This is a genomic window from Streptomyces sp. PH9007, assembly GCF_059813725.1.
Map to the genome: position 1 here is coordinate 4233343 of NZ_CM187440.1, position 25840 is coordinate 4259182.

Annotated in this window: 24 protein-coding genes; 13 read left to right on the forward strand and 11 right to left on the reverse strand. The window is 72.5% G+C overall.

What is annotated here, in order from left to right; all coding sequences use genetic code 11:
• Nucleotides 1-13: 13 nt before the first annotated feature.
• A complete protein-coding gene (locus ACTFAP_RS19580) occupies nucleotides 14-304 on the reverse strand; it encodes a hypothetical protein (RefSeq protein WP_500466980.1) in 291 nt (96 codons plus the stop codon).
• A 149-nt stretch (nucleotides 305-453) separates the two neighbouring features.
• Here ACTFAP_RS19580 and ACTFAP_RS19585 point away from each other — a divergent pair, with 149 nt between their 5' ends.
• Both ACTFAP_RS19585 and ACTFAP_RS19590 read left to right on the forward strand, forming a co-directional pair.
• A complete protein-coding gene (locus ACTFAP_RS19585) occupies nucleotides 454-1341 on the forward strand; it encodes a helix-turn-helix domain-containing protein (RefSeq protein ID WP_500466981.1) in 888 nt (295 codons plus the stop codon).
• Between the two features lie 11 nt (nucleotides 1342-1352).
• The gene (locus ACTFAP_RS19590) at nucleotides 1353-1562 is read left to right on the forward strand and encodes a DUF397 domain-containing protein (protein WP_432744072.1); all 210 of its coding nucleotides are present in this window, start codon (nucleotides 1353-1355) and stop codon (nucleotides 1560-1562) included.
• On the opposite strand, the gene ACTFAP_RS19595 is transcribed toward ACTFAP_RS19590, so the two are convergent.
• Genes ACTFAP_RS19595 through ACTFAP_RS19605 form a run of 3 tightly spaced genes read right to left on the reverse strand, consistent with a single transcriptional unit; the run spans nucleotide 1535 to nucleotide 3142 of the window.
• On the reverse strand, nucleotides 1535-2392 hold the full coding sequence (locus ACTFAP_RS19595) for a helix-turn-helix domain-containing protein (protein ID WP_500466982.1): 858 nt from the start codon (nucleotides 2390-2392) through the stop codon (nucleotides 1535-1537). The genes ACTFAP_RS19590 and ACTFAP_RS19595 overlap by 28 nt on opposite strands.
• A gap of 5 nt (nucleotides 2393-2397) precedes the next feature.
• Nucleotides 2398-2916, reverse strand: coding sequence for a DUF6879 family protein (locus ACTFAP_RS19600; protein WP_500466983.1), 519 nt, complete (start codon nucleotides 2914-2916; stop codon nucleotides 2398-2400).
• The gene (locus ACTFAP_RS19605) at nucleotides 2888-3142 is read right to left on the reverse strand and encodes a hypothetical protein (protein WP_500466984.1); all 255 of its coding nucleotides are present in this window, start codon (nucleotides 3140-3142) and stop codon (nucleotides 2888-2890) included. The genes ACTFAP_RS19600 and ACTFAP_RS19605 overlap by 29 nt, the downstream gene beginning before the upstream one ends.
• 180 nt (nucleotides 3143-3322) lie before the next feature.
• On the opposite strand from ACTFAP_RS19605, the gene ACTFAP_RS19610 reads away from it, so the two are divergent.
• The gene (locus tag ACTFAP_RS19610) at nucleotides 3323-3775 is read left to right on the forward strand and encodes an NUDIX domain-containing protein (protein WP_500466985.1); all 453 of its coding nucleotides are present in this window, start codon (nucleotides 3323-3325) and stop codon (nucleotides 3773-3775) included.
• Nucleotides 3776-4124: 349 nt separating this feature from the next.
• On the forward strand, nucleotides 4125-4793 hold the full coding sequence (locus ACTFAP_RS19615) for a hypothetical protein (RefSeq protein WP_500466986.1): 669 nt from the start codon (nucleotides 4125-4127) through the stop codon (nucleotides 4791-4793).
• On the opposite strand, the gene ACTFAP_RS19620 is transcribed toward ACTFAP_RS19615, so the two are convergent.
• The 4 genes from ACTFAP_RS19620 to ACTFAP_RS19635 all read right to left on the reverse strand — a co-directional run bounded on the left by ACTFAP_RS19620 (nucleotide 4745) and on the right by ACTFAP_RS19635 (nucleotide 8445).
• On the reverse strand, nucleotides 4745-6355 hold the full coding sequence (locus ACTFAP_RS19620) for an alpha/beta hydrolase (RefSeq protein ID WP_500466987.1): 1611 nt from the start codon (nucleotides 6353-6355) through the stop codon (nucleotides 4745-4747). The genes ACTFAP_RS19615 and ACTFAP_RS19620 overlap by 49 nt on opposite strands.
• A 111-nt stretch (nucleotides 6356-6466) precedes the next feature.
• Nucleotides 6467-7276 carry an ABC transporter permease gene (locus ACTFAP_RS19625; protein ID WP_500466988.1) on the reverse strand — a complete coding sequence of 270 codons (810 nt, stop codon included), beginning with the start codon at nucleotides 7274-7276 and terminating at the stop codon, nucleotides 6467-6469.
• The gene (modA, locus tag ACTFAP_RS19630) at nucleotides 7273-8037 is read right to left on the reverse strand and encodes a molybdate ABC transporter substrate-binding protein (protein WP_500466989.1); all 765 of its coding nucleotides are present in this window, start codon (nucleotides 8035-8037) and stop codon (nucleotides 7273-7275) included. Before modA ends, ACTFAP_RS19625 begins: the two co-directional genes overlap by 4 nt.
• A gap of 3 nt (nucleotides 8038-8040) precedes the next feature.
• Nucleotides 8041-8445 (reverse strand): TOBE domain-containing protein, encoded by a 405-nt coding sequence (locus tag ACTFAP_RS19635; RefSeq protein ID WP_200364616.1) that lies wholly within the window; start codon nucleotides 8443-8445, stop codon nucleotides 8041-8043.
• A gap of 168 nt (nucleotides 8446-8613) precedes the next feature.
• Here ACTFAP_RS19635 and ACTFAP_RS19640 point away from each other — a divergent pair, with 168 nt between their 5' ends.
• Entirely contained in the window at nucleotides 8614-9069 is a 456-nt protein-coding gene (locus ACTFAP_RS19640) for a PaaI family thioesterase (protein ID WP_500466990.1), read from the forward strand.
• A gap of 16 nt (nucleotides 9070-9085) precedes the next feature.
• On the opposite strand, the gene ACTFAP_RS19645 is transcribed toward ACTFAP_RS19640, so the two are convergent.
• The gene (locus tag ACTFAP_RS19645; RefSeq protein WP_500466991.1) at nucleotides 9086-11947 is read right to left on the reverse strand and encodes a lysylphosphatidylglycerol synthase transmembrane domain-containing protein; all 2862 of its coding nucleotides are present in this window, start codon (nucleotides 11945-11947) and stop codon (nucleotides 9086-9088) included.
• Between the two features lie 176 nt (nucleotides 11948-12123).
• On the opposite strand from ACTFAP_RS19645, the gene ACTFAP_RS19650 reads away from it, so the two are divergent.
• The 4 genes from ACTFAP_RS19650 (at nucleotide 12124) to nudC (ending at nucleotide 20472) form a co-directional block, all read left to right on the forward strand.
• Nucleotides 12124-12471: an MGMT family protein gene (locus tag ACTFAP_RS19650; protein WP_500466992.1), complete on the forward strand. Its 348-nt coding sequence runs from the start codon at nucleotides 12124-12126 to the stop codon at nucleotides 12469-12471.
• A 239-nt stretch (nucleotides 12472-12710) separates the two neighbouring features.
• Nucleotides 12711-15950 carry an ATP-dependent helicase gene (locus ACTFAP_RS19655; protein WP_500466993.1) on the forward strand — a complete coding sequence of 1080 codons (3240 nt, stop codon included), beginning with the start codon at nucleotides 12711-12713 and terminating at the stop codon, nucleotides 15948-15950.
• 250 nt (nucleotides 15951-16200) lie between these two features.
• Nucleotides 16201-19527: an ATP-dependent helicase gene (locus tag ACTFAP_RS19660; protein WP_500466994.1), complete on the forward strand. Its 3327-nt coding sequence runs from the start codon at nucleotides 16201-16203 to the stop codon at nucleotides 19525-19527.
• Nucleotides 19528-19536: 9 nt separating this feature from the next.
• Nucleotides 19537-20472 carry an NAD(+) diphosphatase gene (gene nudC, locus ACTFAP_RS19665; RefSeq protein WP_030737259.1) on the forward strand — a complete coding sequence of 312 codons (936 nt, stop codon included), beginning with the start codon at nucleotides 19537-19539 and terminating at the stop codon, nucleotides 20470-20472.
• 10 nt (nucleotides 20473-20482) lie between these two features.
• Here nudC and ACTFAP_RS19670 read toward each other — a convergent pair whose 3' ends face one another.
• A complete protein-coding gene (locus tag ACTFAP_RS19670; RefSeq protein ID WP_500466995.1) occupies nucleotides 20483-20743 on the reverse strand; it encodes a mycoredoxin in 261 nt (86 codons plus the stop codon).
• Between the two features lie 163 nt (nucleotides 20744-20906).
• Between ACTFAP_RS19670 and ACTFAP_RS19675 the strand changes: the two genes are divergently transcribed.
• The 4 genes from ACTFAP_RS19675 (at nucleotide 20907) to ACTFAP_RS19690 (ending at nucleotide 24502) form a co-directional block, all read left to right on the forward strand.
• Nucleotides 20907-23198: an ATP-dependent DNA helicase UvrD2 gene (locus tag ACTFAP_RS19675; RefSeq protein WP_500466996.1), complete on the forward strand. Its 2292-nt coding sequence runs from the start codon at nucleotides 20907-20909 to the stop codon at nucleotides 23196-23198.
• Between the two features lie 163 nt (nucleotides 23199-23361).
• Nucleotides 23362-23715, forward strand: coding sequence for a hypothetical protein (locus ACTFAP_RS19680; protein WP_390117276.1), 354 nt, complete (start codon nucleotides 23362-23364; stop codon nucleotides 23713-23715).
• Between the two features lie 98 nt (nucleotides 23716-23813).
• Nucleotides 23814-24173: a WhiB family transcriptional regulator gene (locus ACTFAP_RS19685; protein ID WP_030737249.1), complete on the forward strand. Its 360-nt coding sequence runs from the start codon at nucleotides 23814-23816 to the stop codon at nucleotides 24171-24173.
• Entirely contained in the window at nucleotides 24170-24502 is a 333-nt protein-coding gene (locus ACTFAP_RS19690) for a putative WhiB-interacting protein (RefSeq protein ID WP_030737246.1), read from the forward strand. Before ACTFAP_RS19685 ends, ACTFAP_RS19690 begins: the two co-directional genes overlap by 4 nt.
• A gap of 130 nt (nucleotides 24503-24632) precedes the next feature.
• On the opposite strand, the gene ACTFAP_RS19695 is transcribed toward ACTFAP_RS19690, so the two are convergent.
• Nucleotides 24633-25787, reverse strand: coding sequence for a TOMM precursor leader peptide-binding protein (locus ACTFAP_RS19695; protein WP_500469501.1), 1155 nt, complete (start codon nucleotides 25785-25787; stop codon nucleotides 24633-24635).
• Nucleotides 25788-25840: the final 53 nt, after the last annotated feature.

The following is a 25840-nucleotide window of genomic DNA, read 5'->3' on the forward strand; positions in this document are numbered from 1 at the left end:
CTCCCCGGGGAGGCTACCTGGCGGCGGAATCCACCCACACGACCCGTGTGGCGTCCTCGGTGACCCGGGAGACGAAGGTGGCCGCGGTCTCGGCGGTGGGGAACACCTTGTACGCCTCCCGCTCCTCACCGTGGATGCGCACCTGCTCGTCGTCGAACCGCAGCCCCCACGCGGCGACATGCGCGTCGCGCTGGTCCCCGACCCAGTACCCCTGCACGATCGCGAACCGACACGGAGCATTCTCGACGACCAGGGCGTGGACGCCTTCCTCGTACTCCTCGGGCGAGACATCGGGAACAGACATGAGAAACCTCCATGGGCTGTTGGGTGTTGAGTGATGGACGCCACACTCACCGTACGGTGAGGGTTTGAAATTTCCAAGCGCTGTTCTCGAAGGTGTAGGTTCCATGCGGTGAAGGTTTGACCGCTGAGAGCGAGGGGCAACGAGGCGCGATGGGTCTGCGAGCCAATCCCGGCTATCGGCATCGCCGGTTCGGTGCGGAAGTCAAGAAGCTCCGCCTGCGGGCGGGCCTCAGCTCCGGCGAGGCTGCTGCGTTGATGGCGATGAAGCAGTCGCAGTTGAGCGGTATCGAATCCGGACGTACGGGTCTCTCGGCGGATCGACTGCGCCGCCTCGCGGACGCAGCGGGGTTGAAAAATAAACCGTTCGTGGAGGCGCTGATCGACCTCGGCAACGCGACGGGCAAGGGCTGGTGGAGTGAGTACCGTGAGCGCTTGCGCCCGGCCTTCCTGGACTTCGCCGAACTGGAGGCGTCAGCCGAGACGTTGCTGACCTACGAACCCACCTTCATTCCGGGGCTGCTCCAGACGCCCGAGTATGCCTTGGCCAGCTATCGCGGCGGACACGCGAAGGTCACCCAGGAAGAGGCCGAACTCGGTGTGGAGTTCAAGGTCCAGCGACAGCGCATCCTCCTCGGCAGCGATGGTCCTCGCCTCCACGCGATCATCCATGAGGCGGCTCTCCACATGTCATTCGGCGTCGGCAGGGAGCTGATGCGCGGACAGCTCCTTCATCTGATCGAGGCGTCACGCTCCCCGCGCGTGACCGTTCAGGTGCTGCCCTTCGCCGGGCCTGTGCCCTTCGGGAGCGCTTTCACGCTGGCCGCTCCACGAGTGCGGGAACTCAGCACGGTCTATGTTCCCCATATCGAGGAGTCGTTGTACCTCGCGGACGCGGAGGCATTGGATCGCTATCACCGGCTGTTCGGTAGTCTGCGCATGTCAGCGCTGCCTCCGGTCGATGCGGACGTGCGGCCGGAGGCCCACACGCTCAAGGACTCCCTGGGGCTGATCCAGGCGCTCCTTTATCCCTTGCTCTAGGAGGGCTCAGCATGCCAGATCTCGTGTGGCTGAAGTCGAGTTTCAGCGAGCCCGGGACCGAGAACTGCATAGAACTGGCTGCGGATCCGACGGGTTCGACGCGGATACGGGAGAGCGCCAGCCCTGAGGTGGAACTGACCACCACCCCAGCCCGCTTGCGCGGCTTGCTGCTTGCCGTTCGGCGCCCGGGGCCTCACCGTTCCAGCGCCTCCAGCGCCTGAACGATGAGGGCGCGGGCGGGTGCCCCGTACACGGCGAGCTCCGACAGGCCCTGGAACGCCTTGAGGTAGAGGCCGATCTCCGACCGCTCAGTGATATTCACGGAGGCGGAGAGGAGTTCGACCACCACCTGCCGGTCGTCGAAGACGGTGAACGTCTCCAGCGGCCAGACAGCGCCCTCACGGTCGGCGGTGGCCGGAATGACGCCGAGCGAGACGGCGGGAAGAGACATGGCAGTCAGCAGATGGCCGAGTTGCCCCGCCATGACCTCGGCGTTCCCGATGCGGTAGTGCAGCACCGTTTCCTCAATGAGGAGCGCGAATCGGTGGTTGGCCTGGTGGATGACCTCGGAGCGGCGTACCCGGGCCGCCGCCGCTTCGGCCGCATCATCAGGGGCTCCGTGGAAGCGGGAGATATTGCCCAACAGCGCGGTCGCGTAGCCCGGTGTCTGGAGGAACCCGGGCACAACGTTGGAACAGTACGCCCGGAACGCGCGGGACCGCTGGTAGAGCGGGACGGACGACTCTTGCAAACGGCGCAGGCCGGTTCGTTGAAGTCGCCGCCACTGCACGTACAAGGAGTCCGCCCGGCGATTGGCCTCGATCAGGTCGGCGGCCTGCTCCGGTACCCGGCACGCATCGCACCAGGCGCGCACGTCGGCGTCGGAGGGCGCGGTCTTCGCGTTCTCGATCCGGGAGGACTTCGACTCGCTCCAACCGCACCGCTCCGCCAGCGTTCGTCCGTTGATTCCGGCATCCAGGCGCAGCTCACGCAGCCGCGCGGCGAGATCCTCGCGGGCGCGCTGTGCACTGGATGTCGGGGGGAGAGACATGCGGATCAGCGTATGGCGTATGCCTCGTGGGGGATCGCGTGCTGCCACACCTGCTCGAAGCCGGTGGCGCAGTGGGCGATCAGAGCCGGATCGTGGGTCACTTCGTCCTCCACGATGTCCCCGTCACCGGAGAAGTGATGGACGCGGGCGGTGTGGTCGTCGAAGACCCAGAAGTCGTTGCCCGGCAGGCTGAGGCCGCTGGCCTGACGGCGGGGGAGCCAGCGCACGTCTTCGCCGGCTGCGACGTTGGCGTGGGTGACGTAGTGCTCCCAGCGGATGTACTCGGTAACTGGCTCCGACACCACCCGAGCGCGTCGTACGACCACTCCCCGAGCCACAGCCTCCGCGATCTGCTGATGGAACTCCTGCCACCAGGAGTCGCGATCGTCCCAGTCGACCCGGTGCCCCTGTCGCCACTCTTCGAACCGGGGGTTGCTGTAGTACGTGTCGCGCGTTTCCAGATGGATGGCCGACCGCTTGCAGCCTTCCAGCAGTTCACCGAACGACGGAACGCTCGATGACATCGCATGCCTCCCTCAGCGCCGGCGCCATACGGGCCGGGGTACGGATGATCATTTCATTGTCGGGCACGGTTGCCGTAGCCGGACTGGTCGCCTCGCAGGCGGCCTTGTGGGCATCGCCAGCGATGTAGCCCTGGATCAGGATGTCCTGACTGTCTGTGTCGGTCCAGACGGTCGGGCAGTGGTTGCCGTTGGTCTCGGGGTCTATGCCGACGAACTTCACTTTCATGGCTGCCTCCAGTGCTGTGAAGTCGCTTGCTGTGACTTGCACTACCGTCCTGCCTGGGGCTTCTCTCGTCAAGAGCGCCTGCGATGCCATATTCATCTGCAAGTATCTGCAAGTTGACGGGCGCTCCGCCCCACCCGCTCCTAGCCTGATCTCGATCAGACTCCCCGAAGGGATCTCCCCATGAAGAAGCTGATCGCCCGCCTGTGGCGGGTCATCCGAGGGCCGCTCCAGTGGCGGGTGCTGTGGCTGTGGCACGCGAAGTTCATGGTCGGGGTCACCGGGATCGTCCGGGACGACGCGGGCCGGGTGTTGCTGCTGAAACACCGGATGTGGCCGGAGGGGCGGCAGTGGGGGCTTCCGACCGGATACGCCAACAAGTCGGAAACCTTCGAGGAGACCATCGTCCGCGAGGTGCGGGAGGAGACCGGGCTGACCGTCCGCGTCCACCAGCTCGTGCGTCTCAAGAGCGGCTACAAGCTGCGGGTGGAAGTGGCCTACGAGGCCGAGCTCATCGGCGGCGCGGTCAAGACCGACTCGTTTGAAATCCTGGAGGCGACATGGTTCTCGCCGACCGAACTCCCCACGGGACTCCAGGAGTCGCACCGGCTCCTGATCCTGTCCGAACGCGTCTGATCCCCTGGGCGACCTCGTACCTCGCCCCCAACGAACATCTCGTCGGCACGCCGGAGGAGCGGGCCGTACTGGCAGCCCGCCTCGCCGCCCACCGGTCGTGCGCCGGCTTGGACCGGGCGCATCCCGATCTCACGTTCTCGCTGCTGCCCTGGGTGCTGGACAGCATGGACGACGACGGGGCCGGATGGGAGATCTTCCGTACCGGAGTGGCCCGGCTCTGTATCCGTTACCGGGAACTGGGTCTGACCGGCCTGCTGCCGATCGACCGGGTGTGGGTGGGCGTACGGTCCGCGCTTCCGGAGGCGTTCGGGGCTTTCACTACCCCGACCAGGGATACCGACACCGCCAGATGGGCGCGGTCATCACCCGCTACGGGGACCTCACCTCAGCTGTGGTGCCGGCACCGGAGCTGGTGGCGCTGGATCTGCTGCGCTCGTACGCCCATGACTGCCTGCACTACGGCACCTATCGCGAGTACCGCCTGTGGGACGGCCAGATCATACGGACGCGGTACGGGATCAACGGCCGGGACCGGCAGGGGCGTACCTACTCGGCTCCGGACCGTCCGGGCACCGTCTCCACCCGGAATCTCGGCATCGTCATGGAGGGTGCCACCGACCACGAGGCCCGGGGCATCGCCCGCTGGGCCGCCGAGGGGTGTGGTGTCGCGGAGCCCGGTCCGGACCGTCGGCTGGACCGGGTCGCGTTCGGTGACATCACCGGCCGGCCGGTGACGGGGAGCGCCCCGGAGGGCTGGTACGCGGGGGCGGTCACTGCCTACGAGCGGCAGGTCGGCATCCCCTACCGCGGTTTCCTGCGGGAGATCGGCGCGGGCGAGGCCGATGCGCTGCACGACCTCGTCCTGCGCGGCATGGTCCGGGGACGGCGGTCTGTCGTGGGGGAGTGGCTGGACGTGCGGCGTGGGGGTGGGGCTTTTCGGTCGCTCTTCCGGGCGGGTGGACGGGGGATTCAGGGGCAGGTCTTGCCGTCCGTGGGGACGTCGCCGTCCAGGAGGTAGGCGTTGACGGTGTCCTTCACGCAGGTGTCGCCGCTGTTGTAGGCGCCGTGGCCCTCGCCTTCGTAGGTGAGTTCCACCGCCTTGTCCTTGCCCAGGGCCTCCTTCATGTTCTGGGTGCCCGCGTACGGGGTGGCCGGGTCGCCGGTGGTGCCGATCAGCAGGAGCGTCGCGTCCGTCGTGGTGCTGACGTCCGGGTGCGACTGGGTTCCGGTCACGGGCCAGTCGGTGCAGCTGAGCAGGGACCAGGCCATGCCGGGGCCGAAGACCGGGGAGGCGTCGGTGAATTCGGGGAGCGCGTTGTGGACGTCCGCGACGTCGTAACGCTGGTCGGTGTCGGCGCAGTTGATCGCCACCAGGGAGGACTGGAGGGTGGAGTAGGTACCGTTCTGGTTGCGGCCGTTCATCGAGTCGCCGAGGGTCAGCAGGATGGTGCCGTCGGGGTTCTCCGAGGCCATCGCCTCCTCCAGGCCCTGGGTGAGGAAGGGCCAGAAGTCCTCGGAGTACAGCGACTGGGCGATCCCGCCCCAGGCCAGGGATTCGGTGAGCGGCCGGCCGTCCGGGTCCTGGGTGGGCAGCGGATGGGACCTGAGGTTCTCCAGGAAGTCCTTGAGTTTCTGTTCGCCCTCCTGCGGGGTGCTGCCCAGCGGGCAGTTCTCGCTCTGGGCGCAGCTCTCCATGTAGGTGGTGAGGGCCTGCTGGAAGCCCTTCGTCTGCGCCAGTGCGCCCTCGCGCGCGTCCGCCGTCGGGTCCACCACGGCGTCCAGGGCCGCCCGGCCCACCCGCTGCGGGAAGAGGTGCGCGTACACGCCGCCCAGCTGCGTACCGTACGAGATCCCGAAGTAGTGCAGTTTGTTGTCGCCGAGCACCTGGCGCATCAGGTCCATGTCGCGGGCCGTGTTCACGGTGGTGAGGTGGGGGAGCAGCGGTCCGGCGGCGGCCTCGCAGGCGTTGTCGAAGGCGCGCAGCCGGTTGAGGTAGTCCCGTTCCTCCGCCTCGCCGGAGGGGACCGGGTCGGCGGCGAAGTAGTCGTCGAGCTGTTTGTCGCTCATGCACACCAGGCCGTCGCTGTCGCCGACGCCGCGCGGGTCGAAGCTCACCAGGTCGTAGCGCTGGGCGAGTTCGGTGTAGTCGCTGCCGAAGGCCGGCAGGGTGACGACGCCGGAGCCGCCGGGGCCGCCGAAGTTGAAGAGGAGGGAGCCGAGCCGGTCGCCCTCGGCGCCGGTGCTGCGGGCGCGGATCAGGGCGAGGTCGAGGGTGTCGCCCTCGGGGTCCGCGTAGTTGACGGGGGCCTTCATCGTGGCGCACTGCCAGGGCTCGCCGTCCGGCAGCGGGGAGGGCGAGCCGCCGCTGTCGCCCTGCGCGGAGTCGGGCGTCTCGCACTCCGACCACTCCAGTTTCTGGGCGGTGAGGGAGTCGGGGAGGCTTTCGGTGGGGACGGGGCTGCCCGAGGGGGGTGGGGTGGTGGTGTCCGCGACCCGTTCGGGGCTGCCGCCGGCGGAGCAGCCCGCCGCCGGCAGCACCGCCAGCGTGGTGAGGACGGCTGCCAGGCGGACACGCATCATCGGACGGCTCCCATCGGGTCGGCGTCCCTTCCGGATACCGTCCGGGAGGGACGCCCATCTTCCGGTGCCGCCCGCCCCACCCGCATGTGGTGGGGCGCATGTGGGTGACCCTCAGCGGCTGCCGCCCCCGCCCCCGCCGCCGCCCACCGGCAGCCAGCGGCCGCGCAGCGTGAACAGGATCGTCGCCGCCACCAGCAGCAGCAGCAGGGACAGGGCGGTCGCGCCCGCCGGGTCGTTCTGGAGGAGCAGGTAGACCTGGAGCGGAAGGGTCTGGGTGGTGCCGGGAAGGTTCCCGGCGAAGGTGATGGTCGCGCCGAACTCGCCCAGCGCCCGCGCCCAGGCCAGCGCCGCGCCGGCCACCAGGGCCGGCCGCGCCATGGGGAGCGTCACCAGCCACAGGGTGCGCAGCGTCCCGGCGCCCATGGTGGCGGCGGCCTCCTCGTACAGCGGGTCGATGCCGGTGAGCGCCCCCTCCAGGCTGATGACCAGGAACGGCATGGCGACGAACGCCGCCGCCACCACCGCCCCCGCCGTGCTGAAGGGGAGGGTGACGCCCACCGATTCGAGCCAGTCGCCGAGCAGGCCGCGCCGTCCGAAGCCCTGGAGCAGGGCCACACCGGCCACGGTGGGCGGCAGGACCATGGGCAGCAGCACCAGGGAGCGGATGAGCGGCTTGCCGGGCAGCGGTACCCGGGCCAGCAGCCAGGCGAGCGGGACGCCCAGCAGCAGCGAGATGACCAGTGCCCACAGCGACACCACCAGGGACAGCCGCAGCGCCTGGGTGACGGCGGGGTCGGTGAGGCGTTCGGTGAGGCCCGACCACGGTGCGCTGGTGATGATCCCCAGGAGCGGGATCAGCAGAAAGGCCACCGCCAGCAGGGCCGGGATGAGCAGGGTCAGGGGTACCGCGCGCTTGTTCACGGGGTGACGAAGCCGGCCGCCGTGAGCAGGTCGCGGGCCGGTTCCGTGCCGAGCCAGGCGACGAAGGCGGCGGCCTCGTCGGGGTGTTCCGAGGTGTTGAGTACGGCGGCGGGGTATTCGGCGATGACGTTCTGCTCGGCGGGGATGGGGAAGGTGAGCACGTCCTCGCCCGCCGAGGCGGCGTCGGTGGCGTAGACGAGTCCGGCGTCGGCCTCGCCGAGCCGGACCTTGCTGAGGACGGCGCGGACGTTCGGTTCCTGGGAGACGGGGGTGACGCTCACCCCCGCGCGGTCCAGGATCTCCTCGCCGTAGCGGCCGACCGGGACCTCGGGGGCGGCCAGCACCAGGCGCAGGCCGTCCTGGGCGAGGTCGGTGAGGTCCTCGACGCCGGCCGGGTTGCCGGGCGGGGTGACGATGACGAGTTCGTTGCGGGCGATGACGGCGGGCTCGCCGGTCTCCTCGGCGACGGACTCCATGGTGGCGGTGTCGGCGGTGACCACGGCGTCGGCGGGGACGCCCTGCTGGATCTGGGCGGCGAGTTCCTGGGAGCCGGCGAAGGAGAACTCCACGGTGACGCCCTCGTGCTCCTGCGCGAAGCGGTCGGCGGCCTCGGTGAAGACGTCGGTGAGGGAGGCGGCGGCCAGGACGGTCAGTCCGGTGCTGCCGGTGCCGTTCGCGCCGTCGCTGTCGCTGCCGCTGCCGCAGCCGGCCAGGAGGACGGCGGACAGGGCCGCGCCGGCCAGCAGCCGGATCTTCTTCACGGGTCATTCCCCCCGGTCGATGTGGACGCTGGTCGCCTTGACCCGGGCGGTGGCCTCCATGCCCACGGCGAGGCCGAGTTCCTCGACGGCCTCCCGGGTGAGCAGGGAGACCAGCCGGTGCGGGCCCGCCTGGATCTCCACCTGGGCGGCGACATCGCCGAGCTTGACGGCGGTGATGATGCCGGGGAAGGCGTTGCGGGTGCTGCTGTACGGCTCGTCCGTACCGTCGTCGTCCGCGCCCTCGGCGGCCAGCGCCACCGCGAACGCCGCCAGGTCGGGGCCCTCGATCAGCCGTTTGCCGGCCTCGTCGCGGCGGGTCGGCAGCCGGCCGGCGTCCGCCCAGCGGCGGACGGTGTCGGGGCTGACCCCGAGCAGCCGGGCGGCCCGGCCGATCGTATAAGAACGCATGTGCGGCAGGTTAGGCCGAATGGGTTGGCATCTGCAAGGTGGCAACCGTCAAGTGGCTCGCAGTTGCGCTGCGATGGGGGAGCGGTGGGGACTTGTCGGCCGGGCGGGCGGAGCCGTACGTTACTGGCGGGTAGTTTCCCGTCCGTGCCACCCACCCGAGGAGAGCCCGTGTCCACCATCGACCTCGCCGCCATGTCAGGGCTCGACCTGATGCGCTGGGTGCAGCGCGAACAGCCCACCGACCTCCCGCACATCGGGCGGCTCCTCGGCATGCGCTTCGACGAGGTCGAGCACGGCCGCGTCGTCGTCTCCCTCGACACCCGCCCGGACTTCGCCAACCCCCTGGGCACCCTGCACGGAGGCATCGCGGCCACCCTGCTGGACAGCGTGATGGCCTGCGCCGTGCACTCCACGCTCCCGGCCGGTGTCACGTACACGACCCTGGAACTCAAGGTCAACTACATCCGGGCCGGACGCACCGACGGCCAGACCCTCACCGCGCACGGCAGCGTCCTGCACGCCGGGCGCCGCACCGCCACCGCCGAGGGCAAGGTCCTCGACGAGCGCGGCAAGCTGATCGCGCACGCCACCACCACCTGCATGGTGCTGCGCCCCGGGGACTGAGCCCCGGTCAGCTCGGTCAGATCGCCTCTTTACGGGTCAGGTGCGTGAACGCCAGCCAGCCCGGCAGCACCGGCAGCCAGAACGTCATCAGGCGGAACAGCAGGACGGCCGCCAGCGCCGAGTCGTACGGCACCCGGAACGCCGCCAGCGCACCCGTCAGCGCCAGCTCGACCGCGCCGATACCGCCCGGGGTCGGGGCGGCCGAGCCCAGCGCGTTGCCCGCCAGGAAGATGACCGCCACCGTCGGATAGCTCAGCTCCACCCCGAACGCCTGCAGCGAGGCGTCCAGGCACAGCACGAACGCCATCGTCATCAGCAGCATCCCGCCGATGCCGCTGAGCAGCTTCTTCGGCTGCTGCACCACGTCCAGCATGCGCGGGACGACACCGGCGAACAGGGTCTGCACCCGCTCCGAGATCGCTTTGCGCAGCGCCGGGATCGCGGTCACGATCAGCACCAGCACCGCCGCCGTCAGCAGCCCCGCGATGACCGTGCGGGACGGCGAGAGATTCGGCGTGTGCTCGGTGCCCGTCATGTAGCCGAAGGTCAGCAGCAAGGTGATGTGGCTGCCCAGACCGAACAGCTGGGACGCCCCGACACTGGCCACCGCGTGCCCGGGGCGCAGCCCCTGACGTTGCAGATAGCGGGTGTTCAGTGCCACCCCGCCGATCGCGGCGGGCGCCACCAGCTTCACGAACGAGCCGGCCACCTGCGCCACCACGGTCCGCAGATAGCGCACCTTCTCCGGGACGAAGCCCAGCAGGCTCACGGCCGCCGCGAAGTACGTCAGCGCCGAGAAGCAGGCAGCCGCTATCACCCACCACCAGTTGGCGTTGTCGATGACCGTGTCCAGCTTCAGCTCGGCCAGCTGGGTGATGAGGAAGTAGCCGGCGAAGGCGGCGGCGATCAGCGACACCAGGGTGCGCGGCCGGACCCGTTCCATCCGGGCCGGCTCTATGGCGGCCTCCGGCCGTACCAGCAGCACCTCCTGCCGGATCAGCGACAGCAGGTCGGTCTCCTTGGAGTCCTCCAGCGCCTGCTCCATGACCTGCTTCTCGGCCTGCTTGGCGGCCTTGACGGTCTTGCGGTCGGCGTCCTCGGGCAGCGCGCCGCGCGCCTCCCGGTAGGCACGGACGGCGTCGAGCACGGCCTGCCGTTCGCGCGCCGAACGCTCCTTGCCCAGCTGACGCAGCGTGGTGCGGGTGGTGCGGGACAGCGCGATCGGCTGCAGCATCGGGAGGCTGTCGGCCACCACGTCCGGGCCGAGTATGGAGACGGCCGAGGCCACCGCCCGCTCGGCACCGACGCGCAGGCCGAAGGTCGTCAGCAACTGGGCGACGTCCATCCGCAGCGGGATGTCGCCGGCCGCGATCTCCCCGCCGCGCAGATTCGTCAGATAGACCTCACCGGCGCGCCCCACCAGCAGCGAGTGCCCGTCCAGCCGGCGGTGCGCGATGCGCCGCGACTGGAGCGCGACGACCTGCTGCCAGGACGCCTCCATCAGGTCGTCGGTGATCTCGTCGGAGGGCACCGACTCCAGCGAACGGCCGCCGATGTGCTCGTACACCAGCATCACGGCGTCCGGGCCCAGCTCGGAGGTGGCGATCAGCTTCGGGGCGTTGGCACCGGCGGCGATCGCCGCGTACGCGAGCAGAGCCTCCTGCTCCAGCGCCTGCCGCAGCGAGGGCAGGCTGCGGCGCTGGGTGATGCCCCGGACGGTCAGCCGGCGCCAGGCGCGGTAGAAGAAGCCCTGGGCCTGCTGGGCGCGGTCCACCACGGTGATGTCCAGCGGTGGACCCGTCTCCAGGGTGACGAGATAGCGGCGGGTGAGCTGTCCCCGGTCGCTGTCACCGTCACCGTCGCTGTCGCCGCTCGCGGCGGTCCCCGCGCCCGCCGCCTCCTCGGTGCGCAGCGCGCTCACCGGGCGGAAGCCGACGTTGCGCAGCCCGGCCAGGAGTTGCTGGCCGGTGGGACGCACGTTCGGGGTGCCCACGGCGTAGAGCGTGCCGTACGCGATCGTCCAGCCGATGAGGACCGTGACCAGGATGGAGAAGAGCGTGGTGTACCCGGCGACCAGCACGGACACCGCGTCCAGGACGAGCACCGCGCCCATGATCAGCCGCCAGCGGGGGCGGTGGGTCATGCCGACGGCGGTGGCGTAGGCGATGACGGGGGCGAGGTAGCCGTGCACGGGGTCGGTGAGGCCGGCCCCGGCCGGGGCGTCGCGGGTGAGGGCGTCCTGGATGGATTCGGGGGCGACCCGGGCCACCCACAGGCTGAAGGACAGGGACACGCCGTGCGCCAGGACGGCGGCGAGCACCCCGTCCGCGATGCGCAGGCCGTCGCGGCGGATCAGCCGTTCGACGGCGAAGGCGACCGGGACGATGAGGACGGCGACCGAGGAGGCGAAGCCGGCGAAGGAGATGAGGAGCGGCGGGGCGCCGACCGCGCTGTCGTTGATGTCCTTCTCGATGCCCGCGGTGGTGCCCACCGCGAACGTCGCGGTGAGCAGGACGAGGGCGATGCCGAGCAGGCCGAGCAGGGAGCGGATGAGGTCGCCGGGGCGGTGGACGCGGGCGGCGAGGATCGGCTCGTCGATCTCCAGGCGGTCCGAGAGCGGGGCCGGTGCGGGTCCCGCAGCCGGTGCCGGCGGTGCTGATGCGCGCGCCGGTGCCGCTGCCGCGGGTGCGTCGGTGGGTGCGGGCGGCGCCTGCGGCACGGTGCGCGCGGATGCGTGCGGCTCGGTCGCCGAGGACGCCTGCCGCTTGGCCTCCCGGCGCCGCTCCGTGTTCGCCCGCCGGGCGGCCTTCGCCCGTTTGCCGCTCTTCGGGGGCTGCCGCAGCGCGGGCGCCGGTGACTGTCCGTTCAGGCCACTCATGGCGTCGCGCGGCCCCTCCCCCTGGTCAGCTCCCGGCGCCTGCTCCGACGGGAGCCGTTCCGCCTCTTCTTCGCCCCGTATCACTGGCCGTTTCCTCGGTCTTCGTCACTGTGACGATAGTGGCACGAGTGACGCCCGGCCGGGGACTGTCCGTGACATACGGCACCATGGGCGCCATGACCAGCCCCGCCCACCGACTTCCGGACTATGCCGACCGGGTGCTCACCGCCGCCGAACGTGTCCCGCCCGGCCGCGTGATGACGTACGGCGACATCGCCGGCGTGCTCGGCTCCGGCGGCCCCCGCCAGGTCGGCCGGGCGATGGCCCTGTACGGCGGCGCCGCCCCGTGGTGGCGCGTGGTGCGCGCCGACGGGAGGCCGCTGCCCGGTCACGAGCAGCGGGCGCTGGAGCACTACCGCGCCGAGGGAACCCCGCTGCGGTACGACGGGGCGGGCGTACCGCGCCTGGACATGGCCGCGGCCCGCTGGACGCCGCGGGACGACGGTCCGGGCGAAACACGCTGAGGGCTGTACGGGCAGGCGGGTCACAGGCACCAGCTTCCGTCATCGGGGCCGCCGGCGGTATGCCCGGCGCCGTCCGTACGGGGGACCTCACGGACAGTGCGGCACTCCGTACGCCCGTGGCGCGCGCCGTCGCGCGGCGTGGGGTTCCCCTGCGCGCACCGCGCCCTCTGGCGTAGCGTCTTCCCCATCGCTCCGCCGCCCGATCCCATCCCCAAGGGGACCCCCCGCGAGAATCCGCTATGCACGTGAGCCTCTCTGTCCCGCCCCCGGACTCCGTCCGTGAGGCGCCCCCGAATGCCCCGGCCTCCGGAGCGTACCGACTGGTGCGCGATCCGGTCCTGACCACGCACCCCCCTGTACTGGACGCAAGCCAGCGCTCGGTGGTTGAGCATCCGGGCGGACCGCTTCTCGTGCTCGCCGGGCCCGGCACCGGCAAGACGACCACGCTGGTGGAGTCGGTGGCCGCCCGGGTCGCGGCCGGTACGGACCCCGAGCGGGTGCTGGTGCTCACCTTCAGCCGCAAGGCCGCCGCCGAGCTGCGCGACCGCATGACGGCCCGGATGGGCGGCGGCGCGCCGCAGGCGACCACCTTTCACTCCTTCGCCTACGCGCTGGTGCGCGCGCACCAGGACCGCGAGCTGTACGCCGAGCCGCTGCGCCTGCTGTCGGGCCCCGAACAGGACGTGTACCTGCGGGAGCTGCTCGCCGGGCAGCTGGAGCTGCCGCCGCGTGTGCCGTGGCCGGCCGAGCTGCGCGCCTGCCTGACGACGCGCGGGTTCGCCGACGAACTGCGCGCGGTGCTCGCCCGTACCCGCGAGCTGGGCCTGGGCCCCGGCACGCTCGCCGACTTCGCGCGCCGCACCGAACGGCCCGACTGGGAGGCGGCGGCGCACTTCCTGGCCGAGTATCTGGACGTCACCGAGGCCCAGGGCGTGCTCGACTACGCGGGCCTGGTGCGCGGCGCCGTGCGGCTGACGGAGCGCGAGGAGATCGCGGCCCGGGTGCGGGCCCGGTACGACGCGGTGTTCGTGGACGAGTTCCAGGACACCGACCCGGCCCAGGCCGCGCTGCTCGGCGCGCTCGCCGGAGGGGGAGGCGGGCGCGACCTGATCGTGTTCGGCGACCCGGATCAGTCGATCTACGCGTTCCGGGGCGCTGACGTGGGCGGCATCCTCGGCTTTCCCGACGCCTTCCGTACGGCGGCGGGCGACCCGGCGCCGGTGGCGGTCCTCACCACCGGGCGGCGCTCGGCCGCGACCGTGCAGGACGCCACCCGGCTGCTGACGCAGCGGATGCCGCTGGCCCGGCTGCCGGCCGAGGCGGTACGGCGGCACCGCGCGCTGACGGCCGTGCGCGAGGGCGGCTCGGTGGAGGTGTACACCTACCCCACGCCAGGCGCCGAGCTGGAGAACATCGCCGATCTGCTGCGCCGTGCCCATCTGGAGGACGGTCTGCCCTGGGGCGAGATGGCCGTCCTCGTCCGCGCCGGGGGGCGCTCGCTGCCCGCCGTGCGCCGTGCGCTCACCTCCGCCGGAGTGCCGCTGGAGGTGGACGGCGCCGACCTGCCGCTGCGCCAGGAACCGGCCGTGGCGCCCCTGCTCACCGCGCTGCGCGCCGTCGCCGAACCCGCCGCCCGCTTCGACCCGGAGACCGCCGCCGCCCTGCTGACCTCCCCCCTGGGCGGCCTGGACGCCTCCGACCTGCGGCGCCTGGGGCGCGCGCTGCGCCACGAGGAACGCACCGCCGGGGTCTCCGTCCCCAGCCCCTCGGGGGAACTGCTGGCGCGGGCCCTGGCCGAACCGGAGCGACTGGTCGCCCACGACCAGGGGTACGCGGGCGGCGCGCGGCAGCTGGGCCTGCTGCTGCGCAAGACCCGCGAACTGCTGGCGGGCGGCGGCAGCCCCGAGGAGGCGCTGTGGGAGCTGTGGTCCGGCACCACCTGGCCCGACCGGCTGGAGCGGGCCGCCCGGCGCGGCGGCGCGGGCGGTCGCAACGCGGACCGTGACCTGGACGCCATCTGCGCGCTGTTCGAGGCGGCGGCCCGCGCCGAGGAGCGCGGCGGCGGACGCGGCGCGCTGATCTTCCTCGACGAACTGGACGCCCACGACATCGCCGCCGACACCCTGGCCGCGCGGGCGGTACGGCCCGACGCCGTACGGCTGATGACCGCGCACCGCGCCAAGGGCCTGGAGTGGTCCCTGGTGGTGGTGGCCGGCGTGCAGGACGGGCTGTGGCCCGACCTGCGGCGGCGCGGCTCCCTGCTGGAGGCGGACCGCATCGGGCGCGACGGTCTCGCCGAACCGCTGACCCCCGGCGCGCTGCTCGCCGAGGAACGCCGGCTGTTCTACGTGGCGGCCACCCGGGCCAGGGACCGCCTCGTCGTGACGGCGGTGCGCGGCGCGGACGAGGGCGACCAGCCGTCGCGGTTCGTGACCGAACTGGGCGTGGAGCCGCAGGACGTGAGCAGCCGCCCGCGCCGCCCGCTGGCCCTGTCCGCGCTGATCGCCGAACTGCGGGCGTGCACCGTCGACCCCGGGGCGACGCCCGCGCTCCGCGAGGCGGCGGCGCGCCGGCTGGCGAAGCTGGCGGCGCTGCGCGACGGCGACGGCCACGCGCTGGTGCCCGCCGCGCACCCGCAGCGCTGGTGGGGACTGCGCGAGCAGACGCTGTCGGCGGCCCCGGTGCGCGACCCGGAGCGCCCGGTGGCGCTGTCCGCCAGCGCGCTGGGCGAGCTGGTGAACTCCTGTGCGCTCAAGTGGTTCCTGGGACGCGAGGTGCACGCGGACGCCCCGGCGACGACGGCCCAGGGCTTCGGGAACGTGCTGCACGTGCTGGCCGACGAGGTGGCCTCCGGCACCACCCCGGCCGACCTCGCCGTCCTGATGGAACGCCTGGACGTGGTGTGGGAAGGGCTCGCGTTCGAAGCGCCCTGGCAGTCGCGCAGGGAACGCGACGAGGCGCGCGCCGCCCTGGAACGGTTCGTGCGCTGGCACGTCCTCCAGGGGCAGACCGGCTTCGAGCCGGCCGCCTCGGAGGAGGACTTCGACGTCACGCTGGCGGCGGGCGAGCACCGCATCCGGATCAGGGGCACCCTGGACCGCGTCGAGCGGGACGCGGACGGCCGCGCGTACGTCGTCGACTTCAAGACCGGCCGCAACAAACCGTCCAGGGCGGAGGTGGAACGGCACCCGCAGCTGGCCGTGTACCAGCTCGCCGTACGGCACGGGGAGGCCGAGATCGGCGGCGCCTCGCTGGTGCATCTGCGCCAGGGCGCCCCGAAGAAGGAGGGCGGCGACACGCTGCCGGCCGTCCAGAAGCAGCCGCCCCTGGAGGGCGATTGGGTCGGCGACCTGCTGGCCACGGCGGCCGGCCGCGTCCTGGACGAACGCTTCACCCCCACCCCGGGCCAGCAGTGCGGCACCTGCCACTTCCGCGCCTCCTGTTCGGGCCGCACGGAGGGCCGCCAGGTGGTGGAGTGACGCGAGGCGGGCACGCGTCAGCCCCGCGTCAGCCTCGGCGGGTCAAGACCACCCGAGCCACCTGCATGCACAGCCGTACGGCCAGGGCTACCGCACCCGTACCACCACGGAGTTCGGTCGCCCCATCGAACTGCCGGAGCCCTTCGGCTTCGCCCTCGACACCACCAGGTTCACGATCTATCCGCCGCGCCGCCCCACCCGGTAGGGCCCGCGGGCCCCGTTGTCAGCGGTCGCCGATAGCCTCTTCCGGGTGGCCGCACGACTGACGCATCCCGGACAGCTCCGTGAGCTGCTCGGGATTCCCTTCACCCCCGAGCAACTGGCGTGCATCACCGCGCCCCCCGCACCGCAGGCCATCGTCGCCGGGGCCGGGTCCGGCAAGACCACCGTCATGGCCGCCCGCGTGGTGTGGCTCACCGGCACCGGGCAGGTCGCCCCCGAGCGCGTCCTCGGACTCACCTTCACCAACAAGGCCGCCGGCGAACTCGCCGAACGCGTCCGCAAGTCCCTCGCCAAGGCGGGCATCGGCCAGGAGACCACCGAGACGGGGGAGCCCGGCGGCGAGCCGCAGATCTCCACCTACCACGCCTTCGCCGGACGCCTCCTCAAGGAGCACGGGCTGCGGCTGGGCATCGAGCCCGCCTCCCGGCTGCTCGCCGACGCCGGACGGTTCCAGCTCGCCGCCGAGGTGCTGCGCGCCGCGCCCGCCTCCTTCGAGGCGCCGGCCGCCGGGTTCACCACCCTGGTCACCGATCTCATCGCCCTCGACGGCGAACTCGCCGAACACCTCGTACCGCCCGAGCGACTGCGCGACTTCGACCGCGCGCTCCTCGCCGAGCTCGACGCCACCGCCCTCACCAACAACGATCTGCGGCGCATCCGCGAGGCCGCGCAGGGCCGCGGCCACCTCCTCGACGTCGTCCAGGAGTACCGGGCCCGCAAACGCGCCCGCGACCTCATCGACTTCGGCGACCAGATCGCGCTGGCCGCCACCCTCGCCCGCGACGTCCCCGAGGTCGGCCGGGCGCTGCGCGAGGAGTACGGCGTGGTCCTCCTCGACGAGTACCAGGACACCTCCGTCGCCCAGCGCATCATGCTCGCCGGACTGTTCGGCGCCGGCCCGGGCACCGGCCACCCCGTCACCGCCGTCGGGGACCCCTGCCAGGCCATCTACGGCTGGCGCGGCGCCTCCGTCGCCAACCTCGACGACTTCCCCGACCACTTCCCCGCCGCCTTGGGGTCTCCCCTGCTCGAAGAGCTTGGGGAAAGCACCCCCGCCCGCCGCCACTCGCTCAGCGAGAACCGGCGCAGCGGCGGGCGCCTCCTGCACCTCGCCAACGACCTCGCCGCACCGCTGCGCGCCCTGCACCCCGCCGTCGTACCGCTGCGCCCGGCCGAGGGCGCCGAGCGGGCCGGCCGGGTGCACTGCGCCCTGCTGCCCACCCACGCCGCCGAACTGGCGTGGCTCGCCGACTCCCTCGCCCATCTCGTGCGCACCGGCACGGCCCCCGGCGAGATCGCCGTGCTGTGCCGCACCCGCAACGACTTCGCCGAGATCCAGCGGGAACTCGTCGAACGCGGCGTCCCCGTCGAGGTCGTCGGCCTCTCCGGGCTGCTGTACCTGCCCGAGATCGCCGACCTGGTCGCCGTCTGCGAGGTGCTGGCCGACCCCACCGCCAACGCCGCGCTGGTCCGGCTGCTCACCGGGCCCCGCTGGCGCGTCGGCCCCCGCGATCTGGCACTGCTCGGGCGCCGGGCGCGGATCCTGGTGCGCCGCGCCGCCCCCGGCGCGGACCAGGACCGGCTGGCCGCCGCCGTCGAGGGCACCGACCCCGCCGAGACCACCTCGCTCGCCGACGCGCTGGACACCTTCATCGGCGAGGACCCGGACGAGGACGGGCTGCCGTTCTCCGCCGAGGCCCGGGTGCGGTTCGCGCACCTGGCCGCCGAGATCCGCGAACTGCGCCGCTCGCTGGCCGACCCGCTCATGGACGTGCTCCACCGGGTGCTGGCCGTCACCGGGCTGGAGGTCGAACTCTCCGCCTCCCCGCAGGCGCTGGCGGCCCGACGCCGCGAGACCCTCACCGCCTTCCTCGACGTGGCCGCCGCCTTCGCCGCCGGCCGCACCGGCGTCGCCGTCGACGGGGAGCGGCTCGGCGGCGGCCTCACCGCCTTCCTCGCCTTCCTGCGCGCCGCCGCCCAGTACGACAAGGGCCTGGACGGCTCGCTGCCCAGCGACGAGAACACCGTCAAGGTGCTCACCGTCCACCAGGCCAAGGGCCTGGAGTGGGACGTGGTCGCCGTCCCCGGACTCTGCGCCGGACAGGGCGGCTTCCCCTCCGCGCAGGCCCGCGACTCCTGGCTCAAGCACCCACGCACCCTGCCGCACCCGCTGCGCGGCGACGCCGCCACCCTGCCCGCCATCGAGAGCTGGACGGCCGCCGCCTACAAGGCGTACTCCGGGCTGGTGGCCGAACACCAGTTGCACGAGGAACTGCGCCTGGGCTACGTCGCCTTCACCCGCCCCCGCAGCCTGCTGCTGGGCTCCGGCCACTGGTGGGGGCCCAGCCAGAAGAAGAAACGCGGCCCCTCCGCCTATCTGGAGGCGCTGCGCGCCCACTGCGAGAGCGACCCCGCGCACGGTGAGGTCGAGCAGTGGGCGGAGATCCCCGAGGACGACGAGGAGAACCCGGCACTCGCCGAACCCACCGAGGAACGCGCCTGGCCACTGCCGCTGGAGCCGGTCGCGCTGGCGCGCCGCCGCAGCGCCGCCGACCGGGTGCTCGACCTGCTGCGCGAGGGCTTCGAGGAGCGGCCCGCCGCCGCGCCGGGGCCGCCCCCGCAGCTCACCGCGGAGGAACGGCGCGCCGTCGAGTCCTGGGACCGCGACCTGGACGCCCTCACCGGCGAGCTGCGCCGGGCCAGGGAAGGCGTACGGGAGGTGCCGCTGCCGGTGTCGCTGTCCGCGACCCAGGTGCAGCGGCTGGCGTCCGACCCGGAGGGGTTCGCCCGCGAGCTGGCCCGCCCGATGCCGCGCCCGCCGCAGCCGGCGGCCCGCCGCGGCACCCGCTTCCACGCCTGGGTCGAGTCGCGCTTCGAGGAGCTGCCGCTGCCGATGCTGGGCCCGGACGAGCTGCCGGGCGCGGCGGAGGACGGCGGCGACGCGGACGTGATCGCGGACGAGCGGGAGCTGGCGGCGCTGAAGGAGGCGTTCGGCCGCACCCCGTACGCGCGCCGCACCCCGTACCGCATCGAGGCGCCGTTCCAGCTGACCCTGGCCGGCCGGGTGATCAGGGGCCGGATCGACGCGGTCTACCGCACCGACGACCAGGGCGGCGAGCGGTACGAGATCATCGACTGGAAGACCGCCAGGCGGCAGGAGGCGGACCCGCTCCAGCTGGCGATCTACCGGCTGGCGTGGGCGGAGCGGCGCGGTCTGCCGCTGAACCGGGTGACGGCGGCGTTCCTGTACGTACGCAGCGGGGAGGTCGTACGGCCCACCGTGCTGCCGGGGCGGGCCGGCCTGGAGCGGCTGCTGCTGGGGGAGGAGTCCTGGGAGCCGAACGACCCCGGATAGGCTTCCGGTATGGCAAGCACCTCGGACAACGGCGTCCAGCCGATCGCGCTCACCGGCAACGGCGGCATCGACCGGGGCGGCGAGCACCGTCTCGACGAGGCCTGGCTGGGGGCGGCCTGGAGCCACCCCACCACCAGGGTGTTCGTGGTGTCGGGCGGGCAGGCGCTGATCGAGGAGACCGAGGACGGCCGCACCGAGCTGGTGATGATGCCGTCCTTCGACGCGCCGTTCACCGAGGCGCACCGTTACTTCCTGGGCACGGATCCGGACGGGGTGCGCTACTTCGCGCTCCAGAAGGACGCGCTGCCGGGCCGGATGGACGACGCCGCGCGCCCGGCCGGGCTGCGGGAGGCCGCCCCGCTGCTGTCGGAGCGCGACAACGAGCTGCTGGTGCACGCCGTGGCGCTGGAGAACTGGCAGCGCTCGCACCGCTTCTGCTCGCGGTGCGGGGAGCGCACGGTGATCGCGGCGGCCGGGCACATCCGGCGCTGCCCGGCGTGTGGCGGAGAACACTATCCGCGTACCGATCCGGCGGTGATCATGCTGGTCACCGACGGGGAGGACCGGGCGCTGCTGGGGCGGCAGATGCACTGGCCGGAGGGGCGCTACTCGACGCTGGCCGGCTTCGTGGAGCCGGGGGAGTCGGTGGAGCGGGCGGTGATCCGGGAGGTCGCCGAGGAGGCCGGGATCGTGGTGGGCGAGGTGGAGTACGTCGCCAGCCAGCCGTGGCCCTTCCCCTCCAGCCTGATGCTGGGCTTCATGGCGCGGGCCGTCACCTCGGCGGTCAAGGTGGACGGCGAGGAGATCGAGGAGGCCCGCTGGTTCTCGCGGGACGAGCTGCGGGCCGCGATCGAGGCCGGCGAGGTGCTGCCCCCGTCCGGCGTCTCCATCGCGGCCCGGCTGATCGAGATGTGGTACGGCGAACCGCTGGCCGATCTGGCCTGACCGGGTGCGGTCAGGAGACCGGGACCAGGGCCTGCTTGACCTGGGCGAGGGAGGGGTTGGTCATGGTGACCTCGGCCCCGCCGTTGGGGGCGACGACGACCGTGGGCACGGTCTGGTTGCCGCCGTTGGCCTTCTCCACCAGGGTGGCGGCCTCGGGGTTCTCCTCGATGTTGATCTCGGTGTAGGCGATCCCCTCGCGGTCCAGCTGGCTCTTCAGCCGGCGGCAGTAGCCGCACCAGGTGGTGCTGTACATCGTCACGGTGCCCAGCATCGTGTGCGCTCCTTGGTCGTGTGCGGATGTGCGTCTCGGTCGCGATCCCATCATCGCTGAGGGGACAACACCGACGGCGGGGTGCGTAATCCCCAGGAATGGTGGGACGGTATGACCGGGCCTGTGGACAAGTGACCCGCATCCCGGCGCGGGACCTGGCAGCATGACGGGCGTGACAGCAGCAACCCCGCCCCCAGGACTCCCCGGCTCCCCCGGCCTCCCCGGCTCCTCCGGTTTCCCGACCGTCCCGGACTCCGCCGACGCCGTGCTCGACGGGCTCGACCCCGAACAGCGCGCGGTGGCCACCACCCTGCACGGCCCGGTGTGCGTGCTCGCGGGCGCCGGCACTGGCAAGACCCGGGCGATCACCCACCGCATCGCCTACGGGGTGCGCTCGGGGGTCTTCCAGCCCAGCACGGTGCTGGCGGTCACCTTCACCCACCGGGCGGCGGGCGAGATGCGCGGCCGGCTGCGCGGCCTGGGCGCGGGCGGGGTCCAGGCCCGTACGTTCCACTCGGCCGCGCTGCGCCAGCTCCAGTACTTCTGGCCCCGGGCGGTGGGCGGCGAGGTGCCCCGGCTGCTGGACCGCAAGATCAAACTCATCTCGGAGGCGGCGGGGCGCTGCCGGATCTCCCTCAACGGTCACGAGCTGCGCGATGTCACCGGCGAGATCGAGTGGGCCAAGGTGACCCAGACCACCCCGGACGACTATCCGGCGGCCGTCATCAAGGCGGGCAAGGACGCGCCGCGCGACCCCGCGCAGACCAGCCGCATCTACGCCACCTACGAACAGCTCAAGCAGGACCGGGGCGCCATCGACTTCGAGGATGTGCTGCTGCTCACCGTCGGCATCCTCCAGGACCGCGCCGACATCGCCGAGACCGTGCGCCGTCAGTACCAGCACTTCGTCGTCGACGAGTACCAGGACGTCAGCCCGCTCCAGCAGCGGCTGCTCCAGCTGTGGCTGGGCGACCGGGAGAGCCTGTGTGTGGTCGGGGACGCCAGCCAGACCATCTACTCCTTCACCGGGGCCACCCCGGACCATCTGCTGAACTTCCGCACCCTGCACCCCAACGCCACCGTGGTGAAGCTGGTGCGGGACTACCGCTCCACCCCGCAGGTGGTGCAGCTGGCCAACGGTCTGCTGGACCAGGCGAAGGGCCGGGCCGCCGAGTCCCGGCTCCAGCTGATCTCGCAGCGTCCGGCCGGGCCCGAGCCGGAGTTCTCCGAGCACCCGGACGAGCCGGCCGAGGCCGCCGCGACCGCCCGCCGGATCCGGCAGCTGATGACCCCGGTCGAGCAGGGCGGGGAAGGCGTGCCCGCCAGCGAGATCGCCGTGCTGTACCGGGCCAACTCGCAGTCCGAGAGCTACGAGGCCGCCATGGCGGAGGCCGGGGTGCCCTACCAGCTCAAGGGCGCCGAGCGGTTCTTCGAACGCCCCGAGATCCGGCAGGCCGGGATGGCGCTGCGCGGCGCGGCGCGGGCCGGCAGCGGCAACGACCAGGCCCTGGTGGGGGCGGACAGCCTGGCCGCCGAGGTGGGCGCGGTGCTGGCCACCACCGGCTGGACGCCGGAGCCGCCGGCCGGCTCGGGCGCCGCCCGGGACCGGTGGGAGTCCCTGGCCGCTCTGGTGCGGCTCGCCGAGGACTTCCAGCGCGCCACTCCGGGGGCCACGCTGGTCGCCTTCGTCGCCGAGCTGGACGAGCGGGCCAACGCCCAGCACGCCCCGACGGTGGAGGGGGTGACCCTCACCTCCCTGCACACCGCCAAGGGCCTGGAGTGGGACGCGGTGTTCCTGGTCGGGCTCACCGACGGGATGCTGCCGATCACGCACGCCAAGACGGCCGAGCAGATCGAGGAGGAACGGCGGCTGCTGTACGTGGGGGTGACCCGGGCCCGGCTGTATCTGACGCTGTCGTGGTCGCTGGCGCGCGCCCCGGGCGGCCGGGCCTCCCGGCGGCCCAGCCGCTTCCTGGACGGGCTGCGGCCCGGCTCGGGTCCCGCCGGTGCCCGCCGCAAGGGCGGGGCGGGCGGCGTCGAGGGCGGTGGCGAGGGCGGTCGCCGTCGCAAGCCGCGCGGTCCGGTGCCGTGCCGGGTGTGCGGGCGGACGCTGACCGAGGCCACCGAGATGAAGCTGCGGCGCTGCGTGGACTGCCCCTCCACCATGGACGAGGCGCTGTACGAGCGGCTGCGGGAGTGGCGCCTGGAGCAGGCGAAGGAGCTGGGGCGCCCGGCGTACGCGGTGTTCACCGATGTCACCTTGATGGCGATCGCCGAGTCGGTGCCGGGCGACCGGGCCCAGTTGTCGCGGATCTCGGGTGTCGGAGCCCACAAACTGGCCCAGTTCGGCGACGACATCCTGGCCCTGTGCGCAGGTCAGGAGCTTCCCGAGCGGGACGGGGAGGTGGCGGACGAGGCCGCCGATCACCCCGACGGGGAAACCTCGGGAAAATAGTTTGCGCGGCCCCGAGCGATACGCATAGCGTGCTGCACACGGCGTCGAGGGAGGCTTTCGCTTCCGGACGAGCCGTGCTGTACTGAGTTGTACCGATTCTGTATGCCTCGGGTCAGGATGTGATTCCTGTACCCGCCGAGACTCCTTAGGGGAGGCGATTCCAGTGGCGAGCATCACTCTGACGAAACTGTCCGGGCTGTCCGGCCATGACGTCGTCTCCTCCTGCCTGCCGGGCGGTTCCCACCTGTTCTTCGCCACCGGTGTCTCCGGTGCCGAAGCCGTGCGTGAGGTGCGCATTGAGCGCGTCGAGCGCAGTGAGCGACCGACCCAGGCGCCCGCGGTAGCGGCAGTGGCAGCGGCACAGGCATCGGATGCCTATGGCGCGATCGCAGCAGCAGCAGCCAACGGCGCCGGCGCGGCAGCAGTGGCAGCGAATCAGCTGTTCGGACAGCAGAAGACCCAGCTCCACACGATGTGGGCCCTCCGCGGGCTCAAACCCTGGACGCACCCAGCCTGATCGGCACAGATCAGGTCGGCACCTTCCAGGGCCGCGGAACCCACATCGGGATCCGCGGCCCTTCTGTTTTGCCCACGACAACAGAAAAGAACAAGGACATGACCGTGCCCATCGCGCCGTCCGCCCGACCTGACCTGAACTCACCACCCGATCCGGAGACTTCTGTGACCCCGCTGTACAGCCTCAACGAACTCGACGAGGCCATCGAGCGACTCGACGCCACCGTGCCGTGCCGTTCCTACGACCCCGAGGTGTTCTTCGCCGAGTCCCCCGAGGACGTCGAATACGCCAAGTCGCTGTGCGGCGCCTGTCCGCTGCGCGAGGCATGTCTGGCCGGCGCGAAGGAGCGGCGTGAGCCGTGGGGCGTCTGGGGCGGCGAGCTCTTCGTCCAGGGTGTGGTGGTGCCGAGGAAGCGGCCCCGTGGCCGCCCGCGCAAGAACCCGGTCCTCGCCTCATGAACACCAACGGCACCATCGGCAACCCGGCCGCCCATGGCCCCCGGCGGATCTCCCGGATCCGTCCACTGAACGACAACACCGCAGATCTGGCCGCGGTCGCACCGCGCCAGGACCAGAACAGGATCACCGAGTTGTATCTCATCCCAGAAGCGCTGGCACGCTCCCATATGAGCGAACGCGTGCGCGAAGCCGAATCTCAACGCATGTCGCGGCAGGTGGCCATCGCCGACCGGCTGCACCGCAAGTCCCGCCGCCTCCAGGCCCGCGCGGAGCGGGCCTCCAACCGGGCCCGCCGGGCCCTGGCCCAGGCGGTGCTCCACCAGCGCTGACCCCGTCAGCGACCGTCCACCTTCGACCGAAGCCCCCGCCCCGGCGGGGGCTTCCGCGTTCCCGCTCCGGGAGCCCCTGCGGCGGACCGGCCTCCGGCCGCCGGACCGTCGCCCGGCCCCGTCCCGGCCTTCAGGAGGCAGCCCCGGCCGGGTCTGCGGCGCGGCCCTCGGCCGGGGCGCCGGGGACGTCTTCGGTGTCGGGTGCGGGTGCGGGATGGGTGCCGGACCTGAAGGCTCCGCAGGGGCAGTCGGGGTGCGGCGGATGGGTGGTCGTGGTGAAGGAGAGATCGGGCAGGGAGAGTTCCGTCCGGGTGCTCAGCGGGGGCGGGGCCGTGCCGTCCAGGTAGGAGAGCACGGTGGCCGCCGTCAGCCCCGCGATCGTCTGGGCCAGGGCGGCGTCGCAGGACGGGGTGGTACCGGGACGGGCGTTGCGCCACTGGGCCACCAGCAGCGGCCAGCCCGGTTCGCCCCGGGCCCTGGTGTGCAGCAGACATTCCGCACAGGCCGTGCGCCCGGGCCGCACCAGGGGACCGGTGAAGCCGGTGGCCTCCACCACCCCCGCGTACAGATGCGGTGTGCCGGCCGCGAGCAGCGGGGCGGCCGACGCCGGGTCGGGGGCGTAGGCGGTGATGCCGTCGCGCGGGGCGAGCACCACCAGATGCGGCCTCTCCTGCCGTTCCCCGGGCGGGGGCGGCCCGCCCTCGCGTTGCCAGGGGACGGCGGCGCTCACCGCCGAGGCCGCAGCCTCGGCGCGGCGCTGTCCCTTGCGGTCGGCGCGCACCCCGCCCGGTGAGGTGTCGGCGGCCGACACCCGGCCACCGTCGATCACCTCCACCCGGCCCACGCCCGCCTGCGCCAGCGTGACCGCCACCGCCGCGCCGACCCGGCCGGCGCCGCGCACCCGTACCCAGGCCCGGCGGCGTTCGAGCAGCCGGCGCAGCCCCCGGCCGGGTTCGCGGTGCACCAGGGACAGCGAGGCGAGGTCCGGCCGCGCGGCCTCGGTGATCCGGGAGGCCGCCGCACGGTCGGCCGCCGCGTCGTCGAGCACACCCAGGTCGGTGAGCCGGTGCGCGATCCGGTCGGCGGCGGCGCGGCCAAGGCCCAGTGCCGCCGCCGCGTCCCGCAGCGCGGGCAGCCCCCGGGTGCCGTCCAGCAGGGTCAGAAAGCTCTGGGTGGCCGTGTCCACCGGCCCGAGCAGCACCGCGTGGGCGGGGGTCACCCCGAAGCGCAGCGTGTGTCCGTCCCGCCAGCCACGACGCAGGGCCGGCTTGATCATCGGATGCATGTGGGTCATCCCCGCTTTCACTGTTGCTTTCACCTGTCGCGCTCTGTTCGTGA

What these genes read in the sequence shown, in the direction of transcription:
- ACTFAP_RS19580 (WP_500466980.1), bottom strand. Translation starts at nt 304, where the DNA reads ATGTCTGTTCCCGATGTCTCGCCCGAGGAGTACGAGGAAGGCGTCCAC.
- ACTFAP_RS19585 (WP_500466981.1), top strand. Translation starts at nt 454, where the DNA reads ATGGGTCTGCGAGCCAATCCCGGCTATCGGCATCGCCGGTTCGGTGCG.
- ACTFAP_RS19590 (WP_432744072.1), top strand. Translation starts at nt 1,353, where the DNA reads ATGCCAGATCTCGTGTGGCTGAAGTCGAGTTTCAGCGAGCCCGGGACC.
- ACTFAP_RS19595 (WP_500466982.1), bottom strand. Translation starts at nt 2,392, where the DNA reads ATGTCTCTCCCCCCGACATCCAGTGCACAGCGCGCCCGCGAGGATCTC.
- ACTFAP_RS19600 (WP_500466983.1), bottom strand. Translation starts at nt 2,916, where the DNA reads ATGTCATCGAGCGTTCCGTCGTTCGGTGAACTGCTGGAAGGCTGCAAG.
- ACTFAP_RS19605 (WP_500466984.1), bottom strand. Translation starts at nt 3,142, where the DNA reads ATGAAAGTGAAGTTCGTCGGCATAGACCCCGAGACCAACGGCAACCAC.
- ACTFAP_RS19610 (WP_500466985.1), top strand. Translation starts at nt 3,323, where the DNA reads ATGAAGAAGCTGATCGCCCGCCTGTGGCGGGTCATCCGAGGGCCGCTC.
- ACTFAP_RS19615 (WP_500466986.1), top strand. Translation starts at nt 4,125, where the DNA reads ATGGGCGCGGTCATCACCCGCTACGGGGACCTCACCTCAGCTGTGGTG.
- ACTFAP_RS19620 (WP_500466987.1), bottom strand. Translation starts at nt 6,355, where the DNA reads ATGATGCGTGTCCGCCTGGCAGCCGTCCTCACCACGCTGGCGGTGCTG.
- ACTFAP_RS19635 (WP_200364616.1), bottom strand. Translation starts at nt 8,445, where the DNA reads ATGCGTTCTTATACGATCGGCCGGGCCGCCCGGCTGCTCGGGGTCAGC.
- ACTFAP_RS19645 (WP_500466991.1), bottom strand. Translation starts at nt 11,947, where the DNA reads ATGAGTGGCCTGAACGGACAGTCACCGGCGCCCGCGCTGCGGCAGCCC.
- ACTFAP_RS19650 (WP_500466992.1), top strand. Translation starts at nt 12,124, where the DNA reads ATGACCAGCCCCGCCCACCGACTTCCGGACTATGCCGACCGGGTGCTC.
- ACTFAP_RS19655 (WP_500466993.1), top strand. Translation starts at nt 12,711, where the DNA reads ATGCACGTGAGCCTCTCTGTCCCGCCCCCGGACTCCGTCCGTGAGGCG.
- nudC (WP_030737259.1), top strand. Translation starts at nt 19,537, where the DNA reads ATGGCAAGCACCTCGGACAACGGCGTCCAGCCGATCGCGCTCACCGGC.
- ACTFAP_RS19670 (WP_500466995.1), bottom strand. Translation starts at nt 20,743, where the DNA reads ATGCTGGGCACCGTGACGATGTACAGCACCACCTGGTGCGGCTACTGC.
- ACTFAP_RS19675 (WP_500466996.1), top strand. Translation starts at nt 20,907, where the DNA reads ATGACGGGCGTGACAGCAGCAACCCCGCCCCCAGGACTCCCCGGCTCC.
- ACTFAP_RS19685 (WP_030737249.1), top strand. Translation starts at nt 23,814, where the DNA reads ATGACCGTGCCCATCGCGCCGTCCGCCCGACCTGACCTGAACTCACCA.
- ACTFAP_RS19690 (WP_030737246.1), top strand. Translation starts at nt 24,170, where the DNA reads ATGAACACCAACGGCACCATCGGCAACCCGGCCGCCCATGGCCCCCGG.
- ACTFAP_RS19695 (WP_500469501.1), bottom strand. Translation starts at nt 25,787, where the DNA reads ATGCATCCGATGATCAAGCCGGCCCTGCGTCGTGGCTGGCGGGACGGA.